At 66.6% G+C, this 22,655-nt stretch carries 19 protein-coding genes; 12 read left to right on the top strand and 7 right to left on the bottom strand.

All coding sequences use genetic code 11. The annotated features are described in order from the left end of the window. The first annotated feature begins 9 nt into the window (after window positions 1–9). The 3 genes from carB (at window position 10) to CAL29_RS22985 (ending at window position 5,212) form a co-directional block, all read left to right on the top strand. A complete protein-coding gene (carB, locus tag CAL29_RS22995; protein ID WP_094855291.1) occupies window positions 10–3,255 on the top strand; it encodes a carbamoyl-phosphate synthase large subunit in 3,246 nt (1,081 codons plus the stop codon). Window positions 3,256–3,394: 139 nt separating this feature from the next. Then, window positions 3,395–4,291 (top strand): lipid A hydroxylase LpxO, encoded by an 897-nt coding sequence (gene lpxO / locus CAL29_RS22990; RefSeq protein ID WP_094855290.1) that lies wholly within the window; start codon window positions 3,395–3,397, stop codon window positions 4,289–4,291. 147 nt (window positions 4,292–4,438) lie between these two features. Beyond that, window positions 4,439–5,212, top strand: a complete 774-nt coding sequence (locus CAL29_RS22985) for an SDR family oxidoreductase (RefSeq protein WP_094856848.1) — start codon at window positions 4,439–4,441, stop codon at window positions 5,210–5,212. Window positions 5,213–5,281: 69 nt separating this feature from the next. Here the strand turns inward: CAL29_RS22985 and CAL29_RS22980 are convergent, their stop codons facing one another. From CAL29_RS22980 to CAL29_RS22960, 5 genes are all read right to left on the bottom strand, one after another. Continuing rightward, window positions 5,282–5,923 carry a histidine phosphatase family protein gene (locus CAL29_RS22980; protein WP_094855289.1) on the bottom strand — a complete coding sequence of 214 codons (642 nt, stop codon included), beginning with the start codon at window positions 5,921–5,923 and terminating at the stop codon, window positions 5,282–5,284. Window positions 5,924–6,036: 113 nt separating this feature from the next. Next, the gene (locus CAL29_RS22975) at window positions 6,037–6,459 is read right to left on the bottom strand and encodes a hypothetical protein (RefSeq protein ID WP_094855288.1); all 423 of its coding nucleotides are present in this window, start codon (window positions 6,457–6,459) and stop codon (window positions 6,037–6,039) included. A 383-nt stretch (window positions 6,460–6,842) separates the two neighbouring features. Then, the gene (locus tag CAL29_RS22970) at window positions 6,843–7,865 is read right to left on the bottom strand and encodes a CobW family GTP-binding protein (protein ID WP_094855287.1); all 1,023 of its coding nucleotides are present in this window, start codon (window positions 7,863–7,865) and stop codon (window positions 6,843–6,845) included. Further along, complete coding sequence (locus CAL29_RS22965; RefSeq protein ID WP_143277727.1) at window positions 7,835–8,179, bottom strand: hypothetical protein; 345 nt, start codon at window positions 8,177–8,179, stop codon at window positions 7,835–7,837. Before CAL29_RS22965 ends, CAL29_RS22970 begins: the two co-directional genes overlap by 31 nt. Further along, complete coding sequence (locus tag CAL29_RS22960) at window positions 8,172–8,954, bottom strand: GntR family transcriptional regulator (RefSeq protein WP_094855285.1); 783 nt, start codon at window positions 8,952–8,954, stop codon at window positions 8,172–8,174. The genes CAL29_RS22965 and CAL29_RS22960 overlap by 8 nt, the downstream gene beginning before the upstream one ends. A 116-nt stretch (window positions 8,955–9,070) precedes the next feature. Between CAL29_RS22960 and CAL29_RS22955 the strand changes: the two genes are divergently transcribed. The 4 genes from CAL29_RS22955 (at window position 9,071) to greA (ending at window position 14,284) form a co-directional block, all read left to right on the top strand. Then, window positions 9,071–10,483, top strand: a complete 1,413-nt coding sequence (locus tag CAL29_RS22955) for a dihydroorotase (protein WP_094855284.1) — start codon at window positions 9,071–9,073, stop codon at window positions 10,481–10,483. A gap of 70 nt (window positions 10,484–10,553) precedes the next feature. Then, window positions 10,554–11,987: an MFS transporter gene (locus CAL29_RS22950; protein ID WP_094855283.1), complete on the top strand. Its 1,434-nt coding sequence runs from the start codon at window positions 10,554–10,556 to the stop codon at window positions 11,985–11,987. 147 nt (window positions 11,988–12,134) lie between these two features. Next, window positions 12,135–13,445 (top strand): solute carrier family 23 protein, encoded by a 1,311-nt coding sequence (locus tag CAL29_RS22945; RefSeq protein WP_094856847.1) that lies wholly within the window; start codon window positions 12,135–12,137, stop codon window positions 13,443–13,445. A gap of 362 nt (window positions 13,446–13,807) precedes the next feature. After that, window positions 13,808–14,284, top strand: coding sequence for a transcription elongation factor GreA (gene greA, locus CAL29_RS22940; RefSeq protein ID WP_094855282.1), 477 nt, complete (start codon window positions 13,808–13,810; stop codon window positions 14,282–14,284). A gap of 74 nt (window positions 14,285–14,358) precedes the next feature. On the opposite strand, the gene CAL29_RS22935 is transcribed toward greA, so the two are convergent. Next, window positions 14,359–14,976 carry a YhbY family RNA-binding protein gene (locus tag CAL29_RS22935; protein ID WP_094855281.1) on the bottom strand — a complete coding sequence of 206 codons (618 nt, stop codon included), beginning with the start codon at window positions 14,974–14,976 and terminating at the stop codon, window positions 14,359–14,361. Window positions 14,977–14,993: 17 nt separating this feature from the next. Here CAL29_RS22935 and CAL29_RS22930 point away from each other — a divergent pair, with 17 nt between their 5' ends. The 5 genes from CAL29_RS22930 (at window position 14,994) to CAL29_RS22910 (ending at window position 21,020) form a co-directional block, all read left to right on the top strand. Then, window positions 14,994–15,629, top strand: coding sequence for an RlmE family RNA methyltransferase (locus CAL29_RS22930; RefSeq protein WP_094855280.1), 636 nt, complete (start codon window positions 14,994–14,996; stop codon window positions 15,627–15,629). A 185-nt stretch (window positions 15,630–15,814) separates the two neighbouring features. Further along, on the top strand, window positions 15,815–17,701 hold the full coding sequence (gene ftsH / locus CAL29_RS22925) for an ATP-dependent zinc metalloprotease FtsH (protein ID WP_094855279.1): 1,887 nt from the start codon (window positions 15,815–15,817) through the stop codon (window positions 17,699–17,701). 21 nt (window positions 17,702–17,722) lie between these two features. Continuing rightward, the gene (gene folP / locus CAL29_RS22920; protein ID WP_094855278.1) at window positions 17,723–18,562 is read left to right on the top strand and encodes a dihydropteroate synthase; all 840 of its coding nucleotides are present in this window, start codon (window positions 17,723–17,725) and stop codon (window positions 18,560–18,562) included. Then, window positions 18,559–19,899 (top strand): phosphoglucosamine mutase, encoded by a 1,341-nt coding sequence (glmM, locus tag CAL29_RS22915; protein WP_094855277.1) that lies wholly within the window; start codon window positions 18,559–18,561, stop codon window positions 19,897–19,899. Before folP ends, glmM begins: the two co-directional genes overlap by 4 nt. A gap of 281 nt (window positions 19,900–20,180) precedes the next feature. Continuing rightward, the gene (locus tag CAL29_RS22910) at window positions 20,181–21,020 is read left to right on the top strand and encodes a GNAT family N-acetyltransferase (RefSeq protein ID WP_094855276.1); all 840 of its coding nucleotides are present in this window, start codon (window positions 20,181–20,183) and stop codon (window positions 21,018–21,020) included. Window positions 21,021–21,128: 108 nt separating this feature from the next. On the opposite strand, the gene ppx is transcribed toward CAL29_RS22910, so the two are convergent. Further along, entirely contained in the window at window positions 21,129–22,616 is a 1,488-nt protein-coding gene (gene ppx / locus CAL29_RS22905; protein WP_094855275.1) for an exopolyphosphatase, read from the bottom strand. Window positions 22,617–22,655 lie beyond the last annotated feature (39 nt).

The raw sequence follows: 22,655 nt of genomic DNA, 5'->3' as shown, positions 1-22,655 counted from the left end.
GATTGCACCATGCCCAAGCGTACAGACATTAAAAGCATCCTCATCATCGGGGCCGGCCCCATCATCATCGGCCAGGCCTGCGAATTCGACTATTCCGGCGCGCAGGCGTGCAAGGCCCTGAAGGCCGAGGGTTACCGCACCATCCTGGTGAACAGCAACCCCGCCACCATCATGACCGACCCGGAAACGGCCGACGTCACCTACATCGAGCCCATCACCTGGCAAGCGGTCGAGAAGATCATCGAACGCGAGCGTCCCGATGCGCTGCTGCCCACCATGGGCGGCCAGACCGCGCTGAACTGCGCCCTGGACCTGGCCCATCACGGCGTGCTGGAGCGCTACAAGGTCGAACTGATCGGCGCCAACGAGCAGGCCATCGAGAAGGCCGAGGACCGCCAGAAGTTCAAGCAGGCCATGACCGACATCGGCCTGGAATCGGCCAAGTCCGGCGTCGCCCACTCGATGGAAGAGGCCTGGGAAGTGCAGCGCCGCATCGCGGCCGAGGTCGGCACCTCCGGCTTCCCGGCGGTGATCCGTCCCAGCTTCACCATGGGCGGTTCGGGCGGCGGCATCGCCTACAACGCCGAGGAATTCGAAACCATCTGCCGGCGCGGCCTGGAAGCCTCGCCGACCAGCGAGCTGCTGATCGAAGAATCGCTGCTGGGCTGGAAAGAGTTCGAGATGGAAGTCGTGCGCGACCGCGCCGACAACTGCATCATCGTCTGCTCGATCGAGAACCTCGATCCCATGGGCGTGCACACTGGCGACTCCATCACCGTGGCGCCGGCGCAGACGCTGACGGACAAGGAATACCAGATCATGCGCGACGCCTCCATCGCGGTGCTGCGCGAGATCGGCGTCGATACCGGCGGCTCCAACGTGCAGTTCGCGGTCAACCCGGCCAACGGCCGCATGATCGTCATCGAAATGAACCCGCGCGTGTCGCGCTCGTCGGCGCTGGCCTCCAAGGCCACCGGCTTCCCCATCGCCAAGGTCGCGGCGCGCCTGGCGGTCGGCTATACGCTGGACGAACTGAAGAACGAAATCACCGGCGGCGCGACGCCGGCCTCGTTCGAGCCGACCATCGACTACGTGGTCACCAAGGTGCCGCGTTTCGCCTTCGAGAAATTCCCCACCGCCGACGCCCGCCTGACCACCCAGATGAAGTCGGTGGGCGAAGTGATGGCCATCGGCCGCACCTTCCAGGAATCCTTCCAGAAGGCCCTGCGTGGCCTGGAAGTGGGCGTGGACGGCCTGAACCAGAAGACCACCGACCGCGAAAAGCTGCAGGCCGAGCTGGGCGAGCCCGGTCCGGAACGCATCTGGTACGTGGGCGACGCCTTCGCCCAGGGCTTCACCCTGGACGAAGTGCATGCGCTGACCCACATCGACCCGTGGTTCCTGGCGCAGATCAAGGAAATCGTCGACATCGAGCTGGCCCTGGAGCAGAAGACCCTGGCCGACCTCGACTACGACACGCTGTGGCAGCTCAAGCGCCGCGGTTTCTCCGACCGCCGCCTGGCTTTCCTGCTGGACACGTCGGAAATGGAAGTGCGCCGCCTGCGCCACCAGCTCAACGTGCGTCCGGTCTACAAGCGCGTCGACACCTGCGCCGCCGAGTTCGCCACGCGCACGGCCTATATGTACTCGACCTACGAGGAAGAGTGCGAGGCCGCGCCGACGGACCGCAAGAAGATCATCGTGCTGGGCGGCGGTCCCAACCGCATCGGCCAGGGCATCGAGTTCGACTACTGCTGCGTGCACGCCGCGCTGGCGCTGCGGGAAGACGGCTACGAGACCATCATGGTCAACTGCAATCCCGAGACCGTCTCGACCGACTACGACACCTCCGACCGCCTGTACTTCGAGCCGCTGACGCTGGAAGACGTGCTGGAGATCGTGCACAAGGAAAACCCGGTCGGCATGATCGTGCAGTACGGCGGCCAGACCCCGCTGAAGCTGGCGCGCGCCCTGGAAGCCAATGGCGTGCCCATCATCGGCACCAGCCCGGAATCGATCGACGTCGCCGAGGACCGCGAGCGCTTCCAGAAGCTGCTCAACAAGCTGGGCCTGCGCCAGCCGCCCAACCGCACCGCGCGCACGGAAGCCGAGGCCCTGGCCCACGCCACCGACATCGGCTATCCGCTGGTGGTGCGTCCCAGCTACGTGCTGGGCGGCCGCGCCATGGAAATCGTCCATGAGCAGCAGGACCTCGAACGCTATATGCGCGAAGCGGTGAAGGTGAGCAACGACTCGCCCGTGCTGCTGGACCGCTTCCTGAACGACGCCACGGAAGTCGACGTGGACTGCCTGGCCGACGGCCAGACCGTCTTCATCGGCGGCGTGATGGAGCACATCGAACAGGCCGGCGTGCACTCGGGCGATTCCGCCTGCAGCCTGCCGCCGTATTCCCTGTCGGCCGAGGTCATCGCCGAGATCAAGCGCCAGACCGGCATGATGGCCAAGGCGCTGAACGTCAGCGGCCTGATGAACGTGCAGTTCGCCATCCAGGGCGGCGACGTCTACGTGCTGGAAGTCAACCCGCGCGCGTCGCGCACCGTGCCCTACGTGTCCAAGGCTACCGGCCTGCAACTGGCCAAGATCGCCGCGCGCGCCATGGCCGGCCGCACCCTGGCCGACCAGGGCGTGACCAAGGAAGTGGTGCCGCCGTACTTCTCGGTGAAGGAAGCGGTGTTCCCCTTCGTCAAGTTCCCCGGCGTCGATACCATCCTCGGCCCGGAAATGAAGTCCACCGGCGAGGTCATGGGCGTGGGCACCAGCTTCGGCGAAGCCTTCGTCAAGTCGCAACTGGCCGCCGGCGTGCGCCTGCCGGATTCCGGCACCGCCTTCATCAGCGTGAAGAACCAGGACAAGCCCCGCGCGGTCGAAGTGGCGCGCGGCCTGCACGCCCTGGGCTTCAAGCTGGTGGCCACGCGCGGCACCGCCACCGAAATCGAGGCCGCCGGCATTCCGGTGCAAGTGGTGGCCAAGGTGACGGAAGGCCGTCCGCACGTGGTCGACATGCTGAAGAACGGCGAAATCTCGCTGGTCATCAACACGGTGGAAGAGCGCCGCAACGCCATCGCCGATTCGCGCACCATCCGCACGCAGTCGCTGGCGGCGCGGGTGACGTTCTACACCACGATCGCCGGCGCGCGCGCGGCGGTGGAAGGCCTGCAATACCTGCGCCAGGGGCACGGGCTGCAGGTCTATCCCTTGCAGGAACTGCATGCGTCGCTGACCAAGACGGCGTAAGCTGTGACGTAAGGGAAACCTCGACGGCGAGCCGCCATGCGGCTCGCCGCCGGGTGCGGGCCGCATCGCCGGTCCGCGGCAAGGGCGGCGCGGAGCCGCTCTGTTCATTAGCGCGGTTGGATACCGCCAGGAGTCGATCATGAAATGGTGGATACTCGCGTTGTTCGTGGTATGTGCCTTCATCGTGCACTATCGGGGTCGTGTCCGGCACGCCTTCGCGCGCCAGGCGCTGGATCACTCCACCTTCACCTCGCCCATCAACGTCTTCATGTACGCGTTTTCGCGCGTGCCCAACCAGCCCTACCTGCCGCTCTCGGAGTTTCCGGAGCTGAAAGTGCTGCAGGAACGCTGGGAGGAAATCCGCGCCGAGGCCGAGCAACTGTTTTCGGCCGGGCACATCAAGGTTTCCGACAAGTACAACGACGCCGGCTTCAATTCCTTCTTCAAGAGCGGCTGGAAGCGTTTCTACCTGAAGTGGTACGGCACCGACCATCCGTCGGCGACCGCGCTCTGTCCGGTGACGACGCGGCTGCTGGCCGACATCCCCACGGTGAAGGCCGCCATGTTCGCGGCGCTGCCGCCGGGCAGCCGCCTGCCGCGGCATCGCGACCCCTATGCGGGCTCGCTGCGTTATCACATGGGCCTGATCACGCCCAACGACCCGGCCTGTTATATCGATGTGGATGGCCAGTCGTACTACTGGCGTGACGGCGAAGCGGTGATGTTCGACGAGACCTTCATCCACTATGCCGAGAACAAGACCGACGTGAACCGCATCATCCTGTTCGCCGATATCGAGCGGCCGATGCGCTACCGCTGGGCCCAGGCGGTCAATCACTTCCTGGGCGGCCTGCTGCTGCGCGCGGCGTCCTCGCCCAACCAGGAAGGCGACCGCACCGGCGGCATCAACCGCATCTTCGGCTCGGTGTATGCCGTGCGGCGCTTCGGCAAGGCGGTGAAGAAGAAGAACAAGCCGCTGTACTACGTCATGAAATGGGCGGTGGTGCTGGGCATCCTGGCCTGGATCTTCTTGTGATGGCGAGGGGGCGGCAATCGTCCCGCCCTCCGCTCGAGGCCAGGCCGCGCGCCTGGCCTTTTCGTTTCACCGGCGCCACGAAGGACCGCGCGGGACCCTTCGCCGTCCGGCGCATTCATTCAAACGCGGGCAAGGGAGGCCATGCATATGCCGCAACACGTATTCATCACCGGGGCCACCAGCGGACTGGGCCACGCGCTGGCCGGGCACTATGGCCGGCAGGGCGCCACGCTGGGGCTGCTGGGCCGGCGCGGGGAGCGCCTGCGCGCGCTGGCCGACAGCCTGCCCAATCCCGGCGCGCATGCCTGCTACGGCGTGGACGTGCGCGACCGTGCCGCCCTGCACGCGGCCGCGCATGATTTCATCGCGCGCAGCGGCGGGCGGGTCGATATCGTCATCGCCAGCGCGGGCATCAGCGTGGGTACGTTGACCGATCATCCGGAAGACTACGAGGCGTTCGAGGCGGTCATGCAGACCAACGTGATGGCCATGGTGGCCACGTTCGAGCCTTTCACCGGCGCCATGCGCGAGGCCGGCGGCGGCACGCTGGTGGGGATCTCCAGCGTCGCCGGCGTGCGTGGCCTGCCCGGCGGCGGCGCCTACAGCGCCTCGAAAGCCGCGGTGACCGCCTATTGCGAGAGCCTGCGCAACGAGGTGGCGGCGGACGGCATCCGCGTGGTCACCATCGCGCCGGGCTATGTCCGCACCGAGATGACCGCCCACAACCCGTACCGCATGCCCTTCCTGCTGGAAGCGGACGAGTTCGCGCGCCGCGCGGCGGACGCCATCGCGCGGGGCGTTTCCTATACCGTGATTCCCTGGCAGATGGGCATCGTCGCGCGCCTGATGCGCGTGTTGCCGAATGCGCTGTACGACCGCCTGGCGCGCAACGCGCCGCGCAAGCCGCGCCGGGGCGAGTAGGGCGCGGGCAAGCAGGACGCGGGCAAGCAGGGCCGTGTGGCCCGGACGATGGCGTCCGGGGCAAGCGGCTCAGACGATGTCGTCGCCCGCGGCCTTGATATGGCTGATGTCGCCCCAGCCCATGACGTGCCAGCGGCCGTCGGTGTAGCTCAGGCGGTTGACGGCGGTGTTGAGCAGCACGGCGTCGCGCGGGTGGGTCAAGGGGATGCCGTGGGCATGGCGCCAGGCGATGTCGAGCACGCCGCCGTGGGCGAACAGCAGCACGCGCGCCGCGGGATGGCGCGTGACGACGTCTTCCATGGTCGTCACGACGCGGTCGCGGAACTGGCGCAGGCTTTCGCCGCCTTCGAGCTGGCGATCGGGTTCGCGGCTGCGCCACACCGCCGCCGCTTCCGGCTGGTGCTGTTCGAGTTCGTCCATCGCCAGGCCTTCCAGCACGCCGTAGCAGCGCTCGCGCAGCCCGGGTTCCGGGCGCACGCGCAGTTGCAGCAGGTCGGCGGCCGCCTGGGCGGTGTCGTGCGCGCGTTGCAGGTCGCTGCTGTAGATGGCTTCGAAGGGGCCGGCCTGCGCATCGCGCGTCAGGCGCCGCGCCAGCTTCGCGGCCTGGCTCACGCCTTCCTCATTGAGCGGAATGTCCTTCCAGCCTTGCAGGCGGCGGGCGCGGTTCCAGGTGGTTTCGCCGTGGCGGATCAGCCAGATTTCGGTAGTCATGGGTCGGTGGGGCGGGGCGGCAGGACGCGCGCCCCGGCGGGGATCAGGATTAGCGACAACCAGGATGGTACCGAGAAATCGGCGACAGCGTCTGGCGCGCCGCCCATCCTGCCTCAGGCGGTGATCGATCCGCTGGCTTCCTGCGCGATCTGCTGCTGGAGCTGCGTGATCTGGCCTTGCAACTGCATGGCTTCGGAATTCAGCGACTGCAGTTGCGCGGTCTTCACGTCATCCGACACATTGCTGGCCTGCAGGCGCTGGATCTGCTGCTGGACCTGGCGCAATTGCTCTTGCAGTTTTTCCAGTTGCTGCTGTTCGGCGCTGGAATCGCTGGAGGACGACGACGAGGAAGCGGCGCCGCCCATCGCGCCCGCGCCGCCGGCCTTCTGGCTGCCGGACGCGGCCGAGGCGCCCGCCGCGCTGCCGGCGGCATCGGTGGCGTCGGCGCCGTTGGCCTGGCCGGACGACTGCGCCGTCTTCGAGTTGAACTGCGTGTAGGTGGCCAGCGAGCTGGTGAGCGACGAGATCGACGTCATGATGAAAGGCTCCGGTGTCGGGTTGGCGGCCGCTCGCCGTCCTCCCGCATGGACGGTCTGCGCAGCCGGAGGCTGGCGTGGCGGCTTTCCCCGAAGCGCCTGGCCAACTGGTTCTACATAGCGATTAACGGCGGGCTTGCTCGAAAACTTAAGCCTGTCCTTATGTCCTCAAGCCTGCCCGGATTTCGCGCCGCCTCGGCGCGCGCGTAACGCGACGTGGACCGGAGTGCGGCAAGGACTGGTAGCAAGCAAGGAGCAATAACGGCGGTAATGTATCCGCACTATTCGCCTGCTTTCACGCTCCCGGGCTGAATCTTCACCAAGCTTTCGCAATTCAGCCGCTTCGCCCTTTTATCGGGTGGCGTCTTGGCGATCGCCGGGCTTTACCGGTCCGGGAAGATATTGCCCAGCGGGGAGGCCGCCTTCGTCACGCGGGCGAGCGAATCGAGGATTTTTCGCTCGTCCATCCCCCGGGTGATGAAGACCAGCCGCGAAACATTGTCCTGGTCCTCCGCCGGCGGGAGGTGGGACGGCGGGTAGACGCGATGCCGCACGCCCTGGACGACGAGCTTGCCCGCCGCGCGCACGTCCAGGATGGATTTGAATCGCAGGATGCGATCGCCGTGGCGGTTGAGCAGGGCGGTGAGCCACACCGAGAACGTCGCCCAATCGACGGAACGGTCGAGCACCGTGGAAAAGGTCTGGACGGCGTTGGTGTGCGTGTGCGGCGGGGCTGCCCGGCCAGCGCCAGGGGTAGCATCGGGGCCCGGCAGCCTGCCGGTATCGGCCAGGGTGTTCGCGACGGGCGCGAAGATCGCCCCGGGAACGTCGTTCAGCGTCAATTCGCAGGCCGGGTTGACGGACCGGACCGCCGCGGTCAGCGACGCCAGGCTGGCGCTGTCGGCCAGGTCGCTCTTGGTGACGATGACGCGGTCCGCCGCCGCCAACTGGGTCGCCGCCTCCGTGAATCTGCCGAGGGTGTGCAGGCCTTCCAGCGCGTCGAAGGTGGCGACGCAGGGGCCGACGCGGATGTATTCGTCGAGGTTTTCGTCGGAGAGGATGGTGCCCAGGATGGGAGCGGGATCCGCGAGCCCGCTCGTTTCGACGATGATGCGTTCGAGCCGCGGCAGCTCTCCCCGGGCCCGCCGCGTCAGGACGTTCAGCAGCGCCTCCCGCAACCGTTCGAGCACGGTACAGCACAGGCAGCCGTCGGCGATGGCCTCGATTTCCGAGTTCAGATGCAGGGCGATGCGGTCGTCGATGGATTCGCGGCCGAATTCATTGATGATGACCAGCACGGCGTCCGCGGGCTGCTGCCGCAGGTAGCGCTTGAGCAGGGTGGTCTTGCCGCTTCCAAGGAAGCCGGTGACGACGTTCAGTTCGAGGCGCGGTACGAGTCGGGCCATGGCGAGGTCGGAAGAAAATCGGTTTCGAGCGGATCGATGCGGGCATGGCCCATCTGTTCCGCGATGCGCCACAAGGCCGACAGGTCGGGCGCCACCTTGCTGCGTCCTTGCGCGTCCTCGACGCAATAGGACTCGCCGTCCCAGTCGCCGGCCGTCAGGCCGGCCGGGTGCAGTATCCGGTTGATCAGGCGCAGCCGCTTGGCGCGCTCCGCGCGGTTTTCCAGTATGCCCGCGGCGACGCCGCCCACCCCCATGGGATCCGCCGCGTCGCTCCAGTGCTGGCCGACGCCGAACACCGCGCAAACCTCACACATCGGTCGCTACTCCTTCCAGTGCCGCGGGCGCCGCGCGCGGGCTGATCGACACCGTGCTGATCGCGCTCTGCGAGATGAAATCCGTGACGCGCTTGCGGGCCAGGCCCGTGTGCGAGCAGGCGAGCGCTTCGGCGCGGTCGGCATCCTGTGCCGCGATCGCTGCGAGTATTTCCCGGTGCTCGCGCAGGATGTTGTTCAGGTGCGCCTGCCTGGCTTCCTCGCTGGGAAAGGTCTCGTAGCTCATCGCCAGGCGGGCGACGCGCAGGCTCTCGGTCAGGAGATTGGCGTAGATTTTCGCCAGCACGCGATTGCCGCAGGCATTGCCGATGGCCAGGTGCAGTTCCCAGTTGCCGTCGACCATCCCGTCGACGTCGTTCCTGGCATGCGCGTCCTCGAAGGCGGCGACCAGCGCTTCGATCCGCGCCAGGTCGGCCTTGGTGCGCCGCATCGCCGCCAGGCGCGTGACCGCCCGCTGGTTCAGCTCGAACGTTTCCAGGTGCTCCTGGAGCTGCGGAATGTCCATCGAGGCGACGCGCGCGCCGCGATTGGGAAGCAGCGATATCAGGCCTTCCGCGGCGAGGCGGATCATCGCCTCGCGCAGCGGCGTGCGCGAAATCCCCAGTTCCTCCACCAGCATCTGCTCGTCGATGTCTTCCCCCGGCGGCATTTCCAGCGAAACGATGCGGCTGCGCAGCAGTTGGTAAGCCTTGCTCGATCCCGAGCCTTTTCCCGTTTTGGCCGCTTCGGGCCGAGTCGGTGATTTCTTTCTCGTCATCTCGAAAAACTCTGTCGGTGTGGCGGCAGTTTAGCCAAAACCCGGGGTTGACACAAATCTTTTATACATTAAAAATTATTCGTGTATTGACTGTGTATTTTTAAAAGGGGAACTCGATGGGCACGAAGGACCAGCCGGACCAGGGGCATGTCGACCTGGTGATCGCGAACGGAACGGTGCATACGCCGGAGGGCAGCGCGCGCCTGAACGTATGCGTGCGGGAAGGAAGGATCGTCGGGTTGACCGACGCGGCCGCGACGCCGCCCGCGGCCAAGGTTATCGACGCCAAGGGCCTCGACGTGCTGCCCGGCTTGTGGCATGTCCACTGCCATTTCCGCGAGCCGGGGCACACCTACAAGGAAGACTTCACGTCGGGCACGACCGCCGCGGCCGCCGGCGGAATCACGTTCTGTATCGACATGACGAACAACGATCCGCATCCGACCACGCTGGAATCGTTCGAACTCAAGCGCGCGACGATCGCGCCCAAGGCGCTGGTGGACTACGCGCTGTATGGCGGCGGCCTGTATCCCAAGACCGTGGCCGCGCTGGCCAAGGCCGGCGCGGTGGGCATCAAGGTATTCAATACGCGCCACGTGAAGGAGGTGTACCCGTATATCTCCGAACTCGGCGTCGTCGATCACGGCATCCTCCATGAACTGTACGAGGCCGTCGCCGACACGGGACTGCTGTGCGCCGTGCATCACGACGACAGCGAGTGGTGCAAGCGCCTGACCTTCCGCGACTACATCAACGCCGGCAGGACGACGAACCGCGACTACATGGAAGCCTACGAGCGCGGCTATATGTACGGCCACGGCATGGCGGCGGGGCTGGCGGCCTCGACCTACTACGCGCGCGTCACGGGCGTGCGCCTGCACGTGCTGCACATGGGCGTCATGCCGCCGGCGGCGAACGAACTGGTCCGCTTCGCCAAGCGGCAGGGCGTCGATATTTCGGGCGAGATGGAAACGGCGACCCTGTTCATGACCCGCGCGCAGGCCGAGAAGGTGGGGCCGGGTGCGTATTCATGGGCCTATGCGCCGGAGGCGCATTGGGAGGCGATCCGGGACGGCACGGCCGACATGCTGGTCGGCGAGCACGCGCCGCATACCCTGGAGGAGATCACGCCGGGATGGCAGGACGCCTTTTCCGTTCCGCTCGGCATCACGGGGGCGCAGGAGTTCATTCCCCTGGTGCTCAACGCGGTGAACGAAGGCAAGCTGGGCCTGGGCGACGTGGCGAAGCTGTGCGCCGAGGCGCCCGCCAGGCGCTTCGGCCAGTATCCCAGGAAAGGCCGCATCCAGGTCGGCGCGGACGCCGATTTCACCATCGTCGACATGCAGGCGCGGCAGACGTTCACGGTCGCCGACATGCACACCAAGTCCGGCTATACCGCGTGGGAAGGCATATCGACCCAGGGCATGCCCGTCTACACCATCGTGCGCGGCGCGACGGTGATGGATCACGGCAAGATCACCGGCACGCCGGGCTACGGCCGGTTCCATCCCGGCATCGGCGCGGCCTGAGCGCGGCCGTTTCCATAGACAAATCAAATTCAAAACAGGCCGGCGCGCAGCCGGCGTCCAAGGGGCTCTCATGACCACCGTTCCATCCTCTCCCTCGCAGATCGCGGCCTCCGGGTCGCCTCCGGCCGGCCTCACGGCGCAAGCGGCCGCGCTGACCCAGCCGCAGATCGCGGCCCGCCTCGACCGGCTGCCCGTGTCCAGGTTCCACGTCGTGGTGCTGGTCGTCGCGGCGCTTTCCCTCTTCTTCGACACCCTGGACACGGTCATCACCGGCTTCGTCCTGGCGACGCTGAGCCCGCTGTGGGGCTTCGGCACCGCGACGATAGGCGTCATCTCCGCGATCGGCCTGGCGGGCTACCTGGTCGGGTCCGCGGTCGCGGGTTTCGCGGCCGACCATTACGGGCGCAAGCGGATGATCATGCTCACGCTCGTGATGTATTCGCTGTTCTCCGCGTCGCGCGGGCTGGTCGGCGACGTGTGGAGTTTCGCGGCGTTGAACTTCTTCACCTGGCTGTTCGTCGGCGCGGAAAGCTCCATCGTGCCGCCTTATCTGGCCGAGCTGTGGCCGACCCGCGTGCGCGGCAAGCTGGGCGGCTGGATGATGGGCTTCTTCGCGCTGGGCATCGCGTTCTCGCCGATCTGGGCGCTGAACATCATTCCGAATTTGGGCTGGCGCGCCGCGCTCTTCCTGACGCTGCCCTTCGCCATCGTCGTCGGCCTGATGCGCTCGGGGCTACCCGAGTCGCCGCGCTGGCTGCTGCGCAAGGGGCGCGTGGAGGAGGCCGAGGCGGTGCTGCGCTCGATCGAGCGGCGGGTAGGGCGCACCTTGGCGGGCGCGGGTACCCAAGCCCCGGCACCGGCTCCGGCGCCCGCCGCGCTTGCGGAACCGGCGCGCGCCTATACCGCGCGCGACCTGCTCAGCCCGCGCTACCGGAAGCTGACGCTGATGATGTGGCTGGCATGGTTCGCGGAATACGGCGTGCTCTATACCTTCATGACCTTCGTGCCGACCCTGCTGGCCATGGAGGGCTTCACCATCGTCAAGTCCTTCCAGTTCTCCATCGCCATCTATGCCGCGGTCATTCCCGGCTATGTCGTGGGCGGCTACGTGGTCGACTGGCTGGACCGCAAGCCGACCACCGTCATCGCCTTCATCGGCACGGCCGTCTTCGGCACGCTCTTCGGTCTGGCGACCACCTCGACCGCGCTGATGACGTTCGGCGGCCTCATGGCGTTCTGCCTGGCCCTGGGCTCGACGGCGATCTACAACTACACGCCGGAGCTGTACCCGACGGAGATCCGCGCCACCGGCATGGGCCTGGCATCCGCGTGGGGCCGGGCGGGCGCCATCATCCTGCTGCTGGTGTTCGGCGTCTTTTCGGTGCTGAAAGGCAAGCTGTTCGTCTTCGTGGTCAGCGACGTCGTGCTGCTGGCCGCCGCGGTCGTCGTCGCGATCATCGGCCCGTCGACCAAGGGCAGGTCGCTGGAAGATTCCTCAAGCTGAAGCCCGCGCCCGCGGGCGGCCCGGCATGCGCCGCGCGGACCCGCCTGGGGTCCGCGCGGCCGCGTGGATATCCGGTCCGCCGCTGGTGTACTCTTGCGCGAAACGCCGGCAGGCCGCCGGTTCGACAAGGTTTTCGCAGGGGAGTGCATGCCGGTGTCCTATTTTCCGCGTTGGCGTCTGGTCCGGGAACTGGTGCCCGGCACGGTGATGGCGCCGGACGAGCGCCTGCCCTGGCCGCGGACCGTTCTGATGGGCTTGCAGCACGTGGTGGCGATGTTCGGCTCGACGGTGCTGGCCCCCTTGCTGATGGGATTCGATCCCAACCTCGCGATCCTGATGTCCGGCGTGGGATCCCTGATCTTCTTCCTGTTCGTCGGCGGGCGCGTGCCCAGCTACCTGGGGTCCAGCTTCGCCTTCATCGGCGGCATCATCGCGGTGACCGGCTATGGCGGCTCCGGTCCCAATCCCAACATCGGCGTGGCGCTGGGCGGCATCATCGCCTGCGGCGCCGTGTATGCGCTCATCGGCGCGCTGGTCTGGGTGGCCAACGCCCGGGCGGGCGGCGGCGCGCGCTGGATCGAGGCCTTGATGCCGCCGGTGGTCACCGGCGCCGTGGTGGTCGTGATCGGCCTGAACCTGGCGCCGGTCGCCGCCAAGGGCGCCATGGGCGGATCCGGCTTCGACACCTGCATGGCCATCGTCACGATACTCTGCGTCGGCGGGATCGCGGTGCGCGCCAAGGGCATGGTGCAACGGCTGTTGATCCTGGCCGGCCTGATTGCGGCCTGCGTCATCTACGCCATCTGCGCCAACGGCATCGGCCTGGGCAAGCCGATGGACTTCTCGGCGGTCGCGGCGGCGCCCTGGCTGGGCCTGCCGCATTTCAGCGCGCCGGTTTTCTCGGCGCCCGCGCTGGGGCTGATCGTGCCGGTCGCCCTCATCCTGGTGGTGGAAAACCTCGGCCACATCCGGGCCGTGAGCGCCATGACCGGGCAGGACCTGGACCGCTACCTGGGCCGCGCCTTCGTCGGCGACGGCGTGGCGACCATGCTGTCGGGCGCGGTCGGCGGGACCGGCGTCACCACCTATGCCGAGAACATCGGCGTGATGGCGGTGACCCGCATCTATTCCACGCTGGTCTTCGCGGTCGCCGCGCTGATCGCCGTCCTGCTGGGTTTTTCGCCGAAGTTCGGCGCGCTCATACAGACCATTCCGGCGCCGGTGCTCGGCGGCATGTCGGTGGTGGTGTTCGGCCTGATCGCCATCGCCGGCGCGCGGATCTGGATCGTCAACCGGGTCGATTTCGCCGACAACCGCAACCTGATCACCGCCGCCGTCACCGTGGTCCTGGGCGCGGGCGATTTCACCGTCCACCTGGGCGGTTTCACGCTGGGCGGCATCGGCACGGCGACCTTCGGCGCCATCATCCTGTATGCGCTGTTGCGTCCCTCGCGCTGACGCCGGCGCTATTGGGGACGGCTTGCAATTCCCCTGAAAGTTGCCGACAATGTCATCTGCTTGCCCCGGTTCAGATCCGAGCCGGGGTTTTTTGTCGCCGGGCCGCCCCATGACAAAAAGCGCCCGGTGTACGTATCGCCCGGGCCGCGAGCGGCGCTGACGCGCTGAATGGGGGCGGTTTTGTTTTTTCGGTCGAAGCTTGCCGCCGCCGGCGTGACGCCGGCTCAGGAAGAGCGAGCACGAGGCGAGGAGCGAATCGAGATTCCCCCCTGTTGTGGCGCGCCGCGTGGCGCGTCCCGCCTGGCACGACCTTGGTCCGAACGCTCCCTGGTGGGGCGTTTTCTACTTTGTTGGGAAATGTTATGTCTGCGATTCCGTTGACGGTGCGCGGGGCCAAACGCCTGCACGAAGAGTTGCACCGGCTCAAAACCATCGAACGGCCTTCGGTGATCAATGCCATCGCCGAGGCGCGCGCGCAGGGCGACCTGTCCGAGAATGCGGAGTACGACGCGGCGCGCGAGCGCCAGGGCTTCATCGAGGGCCGCATCGCCGAACTCGAGGGCACGCTGTCGAACGCGCAGATCATCAATCCGCAGGAACTGGACACCGACGGCCGCGCGGTTTTCGGCGCGACCGTGGAAATCGAGGACCTGGATTCGGGCGACCGCGTGGTCTACCAGATCGTCGGCGACGTCGAGGCCGACATCCGCGCCAACATGATTTCCGTGTCCAGCCCGGTGGCCCGCGCGCTGATCGGCAAGTCCGAGGGCGACGTCGTGGAAGTGCAGGCGCCGTCCGGCTTGCGCGAATACGAAGTGATCAGCATCAAGTATCTGTGATTCGCCGGGCCCCCAGGTCCGCCAGCGCCGCCCCCTTGAGGGGGCCGCGCGCAGCGCGGTAGGGGGTGGGCCTTTCAGCGCTTGGCGGATTTGCGCGCCATCGTGCCGCGCTGGATGCCGGAACGCGCGCCGGCGCGCAGGCTCAGGGCGCTGCCGGCGCGGCGCGGAATGCCGTGCGCGGGCGCGGCGGCCTTGCGGGTGCTGGGGCGCACGGGCTTGCCGGCCTTGTTCAGTTCGGCCTGCTGCGCGTAGCGGTTGCGCGGGGCTTCTTCCTCCAGGCGGCGCGGCGCGCGGGCGGGCTTGGCCAGGGTCTTGCCGGCGGCGGCCAGCTTTTTCGGCACGTGCGGCTCGGACGCCTTGCGTTTCGCGCGCGCGTCCCCGGCGGGGGCGGCCTGTGGCAGGACCGACACGCCGTTGGCGAGCGGACGGTAGAGAATCAGCATTTTGCCCAGGTGATGCACCGGCGCGCAGGATAATACGTCGCAGATATGCGCCAGCATCTCCTCGCGGGCCTCGCGGTCGTCGCCGCCCGCGCGGACCTTGATCAGTCCGTGCGAGGTCAGGTTCAGATCGATTTCCTTGAGCACTGCGTCGGAAAGACCCTTGTCGCCAACCAGGACGACAGGACGCAGCGGATGGGCAGCCGAGCGCAGGGCGCTACGTTCGCGGGATGTAATTTCTAATATAGGCATGGCGGAATTGTACGGGAATGGCCAAGAATAAATTCTCCAAAGACTGGTTGCACCAGCACATCAACGACCCTTATGTGAAGATGGCGCAACAAAAGGGTTATCGCGCCCGCGCGGCCTTCAAGCTGCTGGAAATCATCGAGACCGAGAAGCTCCTGCGGCGGGGCGATATCGTGGTCGACCTGGGCTCGGCGCCGGGAAGCTGGTCGCAGGTGGCGCGCGAGCGCCTGGTGGGCGCCGGCGGCGTGATAGACGGGCGCATCGTCGCCCTCGATATCCTGCCCATGGAACCCATCGCCGGCGTGGAATTCATCCAGGGCGATTTCCGGGAAGACGCCGTTTTGAAACAATTGGAAAATCTTTTGGAGGGCCGCAAGGTGGATCTTGTAATTTCCGATATGGCCCCCAACCTATCGGGAGTCGAGTCCGCCGACGCCGCGCGCATCCAGCATGTTTGCGATCTCGCCCTCGAATTTTCCTGCGCCCACCTGAAGCCGGAAGGCGCGCTCATCGTCAAGGCCTTCCATGGAAGCGGGTTTTCGCAAATCGTCGAGTCCTTCAAGAAACGCTTCAAGCGCGTGGTCGAACGCAAGCCCAAGGCGTCCCGATCGAATTCGTCGGAGACCTTTTTGGTCGGGCGGACCCTCAAAGCCTAGCGAGGTCACTCCTCATTCCAGCCATATGCCCCTTTTTATGATTTCCCCCAATTGACCGACGATCCCCAGGGATCAGCCCACGCATGCCCTCCACGGGGTAGAATGGCTATTGACATACTTATGGTTGTGTCCTATGGCATTGCTTGCCGCAACCACGAGTCAGAATCGAAAGCAGGAGATTCGCCTTGAACAATTCATTTTCCAAAGTCGCGGTCTGGATGGTGATCGCGCTTGTGCTGTTCACGGTATTCAAGCAGTTCGACGGACGCACCCAATCGCAGGACGGCGTCAGCTATACGCAATTCATGGATGATGCCAAGGCCGGCCGCATCCGCAAGGTGGACGTGCAAGGCGACGTGCTCTACGTGACGCCGGACGCGGGCCGCCCGTATACGCTGACGGCGCCGAGCGACATCTGGATGGTCTCCGATCTGCTGAAGTACGGTGTGCAGGTTTCCGGCAAGGCGCGCGAAGAGCAGTCCTTGTTGATGAACATCTTCGTGTCCTGGTTCCCCATGCTGTTGCTGATCGGGGTCTGGATCTTCTTCATGAGGCAGATGCAGGGCGGCGGCCGCGGCGGGGCGTTCAGCTTCGGCAAGTCGCGCGCGCGCATGCTGGACGAGAACACCAACCAGATCACCTTCGCCGACGTCGCCGGCTGCGACGAAGCCAAGGAAGACGTGCAGGAGCTGGTCGACTTCCTGCGCGACCCCAGCAAGTTCCAGAAGCTGGGCGGCCGCATTCCGCGCGGCGTGCTGATGGTCGGCTCGCCGGGTACCGGCAAGACGCTGCTGGCCAAGGCCATCGCCGGCGAAGCCAAGGTGCCGTTCTTCAGCATTTCGGGTTCGGACTTCGTCGAAATGTTCGTCGGTGTGGGCGCGGCCCGCGTGCGCGACATGTTCGAGAACGCCAAGAAGCATGCCCCCTGCATCATCTTCATCGATGAAATCGACGCGGTCGGCCGCCAGCGCGGCGCCGGCCTGGGCGGCGGCAACGACGAGCGCGAGCAGACCCTGAACCAGATGCTGGTGGAAATGGACGGCTTCGAGTCCGGCCAGGGCGTCATCGTCATCGCCGCCACCAACCGTCCCGACGTGCTGGATCCCGCGCTGCTGCGTCCGGGCCGCTTCGACCGCCAGGTCGTGGTGCCGCTGCCCGATATCCGCGGCCGCGACCAGATCCTCAAGGTCCACATGCGCAAGGTGCCGCTGTCGCCCAACGTCGACGCCTCGGTGCTGGCGCGCGGCACGCCCGGTTTCTCCGGCGCCGACCTCGCCAACCTGGTCAACGAGGCCGCCTTGTTCGCCGCCCGCCGCAACGGCCGCACGGTCGACATGTCGGACTTCGAAAAGGCCAAGGACAAGATCATCATGGGCGCGGAACGCCGCTCCATCGTGATGCCCGAGGAAGAGCGCAAGAACACCGCCTACCACGAGTCCGGCCACGCCATCGTCGCGCGCATGCTGCCCAAGACGGATCCGGTGCACAAGGTCACCATCATCCCGCGCGGCCGCGCGCTGGGCGTGACCATGCAGTTGCCGGAAACCGACCGCTACAGCATGGACAAGCTGCGCTTGCTGAGCACCATCGCCGTCCTGTTCGGCGGCCGCATCGCCGAAGAACTCTTCATGAACCAGATGACGACGGGCGCCTCGAACGACTTCGAGCGCGCCACCGCCATCGCCCGCGACATCGTTACCCGCTACGGGATGACCGACGAACTGGGCCCCATGGTCTATGCGGAGAACGAAGGCGAAGTGTTCCTGGGCCGCAGCGTCACCAAGACCACGCACGTCTCCGAAGCGACCATGCAGAAGGTCGACTCCTCGATCCGCCGCATCATCGACGAGCAGTACGGCGTCGCGCGCAAGATCCTGGAAGACAACCGCGACAAGGTCGAGGCCATGACCGCCGCGCTGCTCGAATGGGAAACCATCGACGCGGACCAGATCGACGACATCATGGCCGGCCGTCCCCCCCGTCCGCCCAAGACCCCCCAAGGTCCGTCGGACTCCGCCGATACGCCGCCCAGCGGCCTGGCGACCGGCGGCAGCACGGCCGCGGCGGTTTGAGGGCGGTTCGGTCAGTAGACTATGGCCAATAACTTTTTGTGCGGGCGCTTCGAGTTCGACCTTGAGCGCCCGCTGGTCATGGGCATCGTCAATACCACGCCGGATTCGTTTTCCGATGGCGGTGCGCACGACGATCCCGATTCCGCCATCGCGCACGCGCGCAAGCTGGTCGCCGACGGCGCCAGCATTCTCGATATCGGCGGCGAATCCACCCGTCCCGGCGCGCCGGAAGTGTCCGAACAGGAAGAACTCGCGCGGCTGCTGCCGGTGGTCGAAGGCTTGCGCGACTGCGGCGTGCCGCTGTCGATCGACACCTACAAGCCCGGCGTGATGCGCGCGGTGCTGGACGCCGGCGCCGACATGATCAACGACGTCTACGGGTTTCGCCAGCCGGGCGCCATCGAGGCCGTCGCCAATACGCGCTGCGGCCTGTGCGTCATGCACATGAAAGGCGAGCCGCGCACCATGCAGGACGATACGACGTATACGGACCTGCTGGGCGAGATCGGCATTTTCCTGGGCTCGCGCGCGCAGAAGCTGCGCGCCGCCTGGGTGGATCCGCGCCGCATCGTGCTCGATCCCGGCTTCGGTTTCGGCAAGACCGCCGAGCAGAACTATCAATTGCTGCGCCGGCTCGCCAGCCTGCGCGTCTCCAGTTATCCGTTATTGGTGGGACTCTCCCGCAAGTCCATGATAGGCAGCGTCACCGGCCGTCCGGTCGGCGATCGGCTCGCCGGCAGCATCGCCGGCGCGCTTGCCTGCGTGGCGCGGGGAGCCGCGATCGTGCGCGTGCACGACGTCGCGGAAACCGTCGATGCTTTGAAGGTGTGGCAAGCCGTTGAACAGGGAGTTGCAGCGTGAGTCAACGTAGATATTTTGGTACCGACGGTGTGCGGGGCGAAGTGGGCGGTCCGGTGATCAACGCGGAGTTCGCGTTGCGCCTGGGCTATGCCGCCGGCCGCGTGCTGGCGGGCAAGTCCTCCGGCACGGAGCGCCCCAAGGTGCTGATCGGCAAGGACACGCGCATCTCCGGCTATATGCTGGAGTCGGCGCTGGAGGCCGGCTTGTCGGCGGCCGGCATCGACGTGCTGCTGGCCGGGCCGGTGCCCACCCCGGCGGTCGCCTACCTGACGCGCGCCCTGCGCCTGTCGGCCGGCATCGTGATCAGCGCCTCCCACAATCCTTACCAGGACAATGGCATCAAGTTCTTTTCGTCGCGCGGCATGAAGCTGCCCGACGAGGTCGAGAACGCCATCGAGGCGGCCATCGACGAGCCGCTGGGTTGCGTCAGTTCCGAAGCCCTGGGCCGCGCCCGCCGCATCGACGACGCCGCGGGCCGCTACATCGAGTTCTGCAAGAGCACCTTCCCCAACGACCTGGATCTGAAGGGCCTGACGCTGGTGGTGGACGCCGCGCATGGCGCGGCCTATCACATCGCGCCCCACGTCTTCCGCGAACTCGGCGCCGAGGTGCATGCCATCGGCGTGCAGCCGGACGGCTTCAACATCAACAAGGGCGTGGGCGCCTTGCATCCGGATTCGCTGGCCGCCGAAGTGCGCGCGCGCGGCGCCCAGCTCGGCATCGCGCTGGACGGCGACGCCGACCGCCTGCAGATGGTCGACGGCGAGGGCCGTATCTACAACGGCGACGAGTTGCTGTACGCGATCCTGCGCGCGCGCATGCAACTGGCCCCGGTGGCCGGCGTCGTCGGCACGCTGATGACCAATTACGGTTTCGAGCGCCAGTTGCAGAAAATCGGCGTCGGTTTCGAGCGGGCCGCCGTCGGCGACCGCTATGTGCTGGAACAGATGCAGGCGCGCGGCTGGCTCTATGGCGGCGAAAGCTCCGGCCATCTGATCTGCCTGGATTGCCATACCACCGGCGACGGCATCATCGCCGCGCTGCAGGTGCTGACGGCCCTGCGGCGCAACGCGGTGACGCTGGCCGAGTGGGTGGGCGAGCTGCGCATGTACCCCCAGGAAATGATCAACGTCCCGCTGACGCCCGGCATCGACTGGCGGACCCATGCGGGCCTGACCCAGGCGCGCACCGACGTGGAGGCGCGCCTGGCCGGCCGCGGGCGCGTGCTGATACGCGCCTCCGGCACCGAGCCCAAGCTGCGCCTGATGGTCGAGGCGGAAGACGCCGGCTTGGCGCGCGCCAGCGCCGAACAACTGGCGGCCTCGCTGGCGGGGTGAGCCAGGCGCGGGCCGCCGGGGTGTGTATCCAGGCGGTCCGAGGGCAGGCCAACAGTGACAAGTTTTTGACGTCGCAGCCACTAAAAACGGCTTGAACGACTTAAACGACTTAATCCGTACTTAATCCGTCGTTAATACTGAAGACTTATCCTTTTCAGGTAAAAAGCCGTAAGCGCGGGCCCGAACTGCGAGCCACGGGGCTTCACAGTCACGTAACATATCGGTCAATTACCTGACATGTAAGGCGTCCACACTATGCGGACACCTAGGAGTTGGCCCAAATGCTCGAACTAGTTCGTATCGAATCCGATCGCACCACGGCGGAAGCCTGGTCCGGTCCCGCCACCACGGGACTGGTCGTCGGCCTCGCTCGTACGACGGATGAGATCGAGGAAATACAGCGCCTGCGCTATCGCGTCTTCACCGAGGACATGGGCGCGGTGTTTCCGGATGCCCAGGATGGCATCGACCAGGACCGCTTCGATCCCTGGTGCGAACATCTCATGGTGCAGGAACTGGATACGGGCCGCGTCGTCGGCACCTACCGCCTGCTCACGCCGGAGAAGGCGCGCGAAGCCGGCGGCTATTACTCCGCGTCCGAATTCGACCTGACCGGCCTGGGTCCCCTGCGCGAGCAACTGGTCGAGGCGGGGCGCTCCTGCACCCACCCCGATCACCGCAACGGCACGGTCATCATGCTGCTGTGGTCCGGCGTGGCCGAATACATGCGCCGCGGCGGCTACCGTTATCTGCTGGGTTGCGCCAGCGTCAGCCTGCGCGACGACGGCGTGACCGCCGCCGAAGTCTGGCGCGCCATCGCTCCTCACCTGAAGGACGAGACGCTGCCCAGCGTCGAGCCCCTGCATCGCTATCCGGTGGAAAAGCTGAACAGCACCACGCTGCCGGCCCGCGTGCCGCCGCTGATCAAGGGCTACCTGAAGCTGGGCGCGAAGGTTTGCGGAGAGCCGGCCTGGGATCCCGATTTCAACGCCGCCGACTTCCCGGTGCTGCTGGACATGGAGGCCATGGACGAGCGCTACCGCCGTCACTTCGGCCTGCCGGCGCTGTCGGAAGAACAACAAGCCGCCCAGGCCGCCGGCCGGGCCCGCAAGGTCGCTTAGCCGCGCCGGGATCGGCGGCATTCATCCTTTACCCAGGACAGCAAAATGCGCCGAACCCTCAGAAGAATGAAGATCCGGCTGGTGCGGCGGGCGACCCGCCCCTTTCGCCTAAAGCTCAAGCAGCTCGAACGAGTAACCTACTTTTCGCCATTCTGATTCCTCGGCGCGCAGGGTGAAGTCGCTGAGCGGATGCGCGGCCAGCCATTCATGGTCGACCCGTATCACGATGGACTTGTCGCGCACCGATAGCGACAGGGGCAGGGTGGGCAGGTCTTCCCGGCGGCGCAGCAGCAGCACGGCCAGGCGCAGGCACAGCACCGCCAGCCATTGGTCGCGCGTGCGCACCAGGGGCTCCAGCTTGGCCAGCTTGCCCTGGTGGCCCAGCGCCAGCATGGCCAGCACCTGCTGGTCGGCGCGCGAGAAGCCCGGCATGTCGGCGTTGCCCAGCACGTAGGCCGAGTGCTTGTGGTAGTCGTTGTGGGCGATGGACAGGCCGACTTCATGCAGGTCGGCGGCCCAGCCCAGCAGGTGCTTCAATTCCCCGCGTTCGCTGTCCGGCGCCGTCAGGCCCGAGAACAGCGCCAGGGCGCAGCGCCTGACGCGCGCGGCCTGGTTCAGGTCGATGTGATAGCGCCGCATGAACTGGCGCACCGATTCGTCGCGCTTGTCGTGCTGGTCGTCGCGGCCCAGCAGGTCGTACAGCACGCCCAGGCGCAGGGCGCCGTCGCCGGTGTGCATGACGTCGATGTTCAGCTCGTCGAAGAGCGCGATCATGATGGCCAGGCCGCCGGGCAGCACGTCGGACCGCTCGGCCTTGATGCCGGGCAGGTCCTGCGGGATGACGCGGCCGGCGCGGACGATGCGCTCCTTGAGCTTGTTCAGGCCGCTGCGCGTGATCCCCGTCGTGGAAAAACCACATTCCGTGAGGATGGCGTACAGGGCCTTGGCCGTCCCGGACGAGCCGTAGGCTTCCTTCCAGCCCATCTTGCGATATTGCTTGGCGATGACTTCGATTTCGCGCCGCGCGGCCAGCTCGGCCTGCTTCATCTGGTGCGCGTCGACGACGCCGTCCTGGAAGAACTGGCGGCTGTAGCTGACGCAACCCATGTACAGCGACGACATCAGGCCCGGTTCGAAGCCCTTGCCGATGATGACTTCGGTGGATCCCCCGCCGATGTCGACCACCAGCCGCTTGTTGGCCGAGGGGGGCAGGGTGTGGATGACGCCGGAGAAAATCAGGCGGGCCTCTTCGCGGCCGGCGATGACTTCGATGGGGAAGCCCAGCGCGGCCTCGGCGCGGGGCAGGAAGTCGGCGGTGTTGCGGGCGACGCGAAAGGTGTTGGTCGCGACGGCGCGCACGCGGTTGGGATGGAAGCTGCGCAGCCGTTCGCCGAAGCGTTCGAGCACCGACACCGCGCGGTCGATGGCGTCCGGGGACAGGCGCTTGTCGGCGTCCAGGCCGGCGGCCAGGCGCACGGTCTCCTTGAGCCGGTCGATCTGGTAGATCTGCTCTGAGCCCTCCTGCTGCGTGACCCGGCCTATGGAAAGGCGGAAACTGTTGGAACCGAGGTCGACGGCGGCGAGAAGATGATCCATGCGGCGCTGCAATAAAGACATTGATGCGCTCCATTATAG

Origin of the sequence: Bordetella genomosp. 10, from assembly GCF_002261225.1 — a bacterium.
GTDB lineage: Bacteria > Pseudomonadota > Gammaproteobacteria > Burkholderiales > Burkholderiaceae_B > Bordetella_C.
The sequence above is the reverse complement of the archived record's forward strand: the minus strand, read 5'-3'. Positions and strand labels throughout refer to the sequence as shown.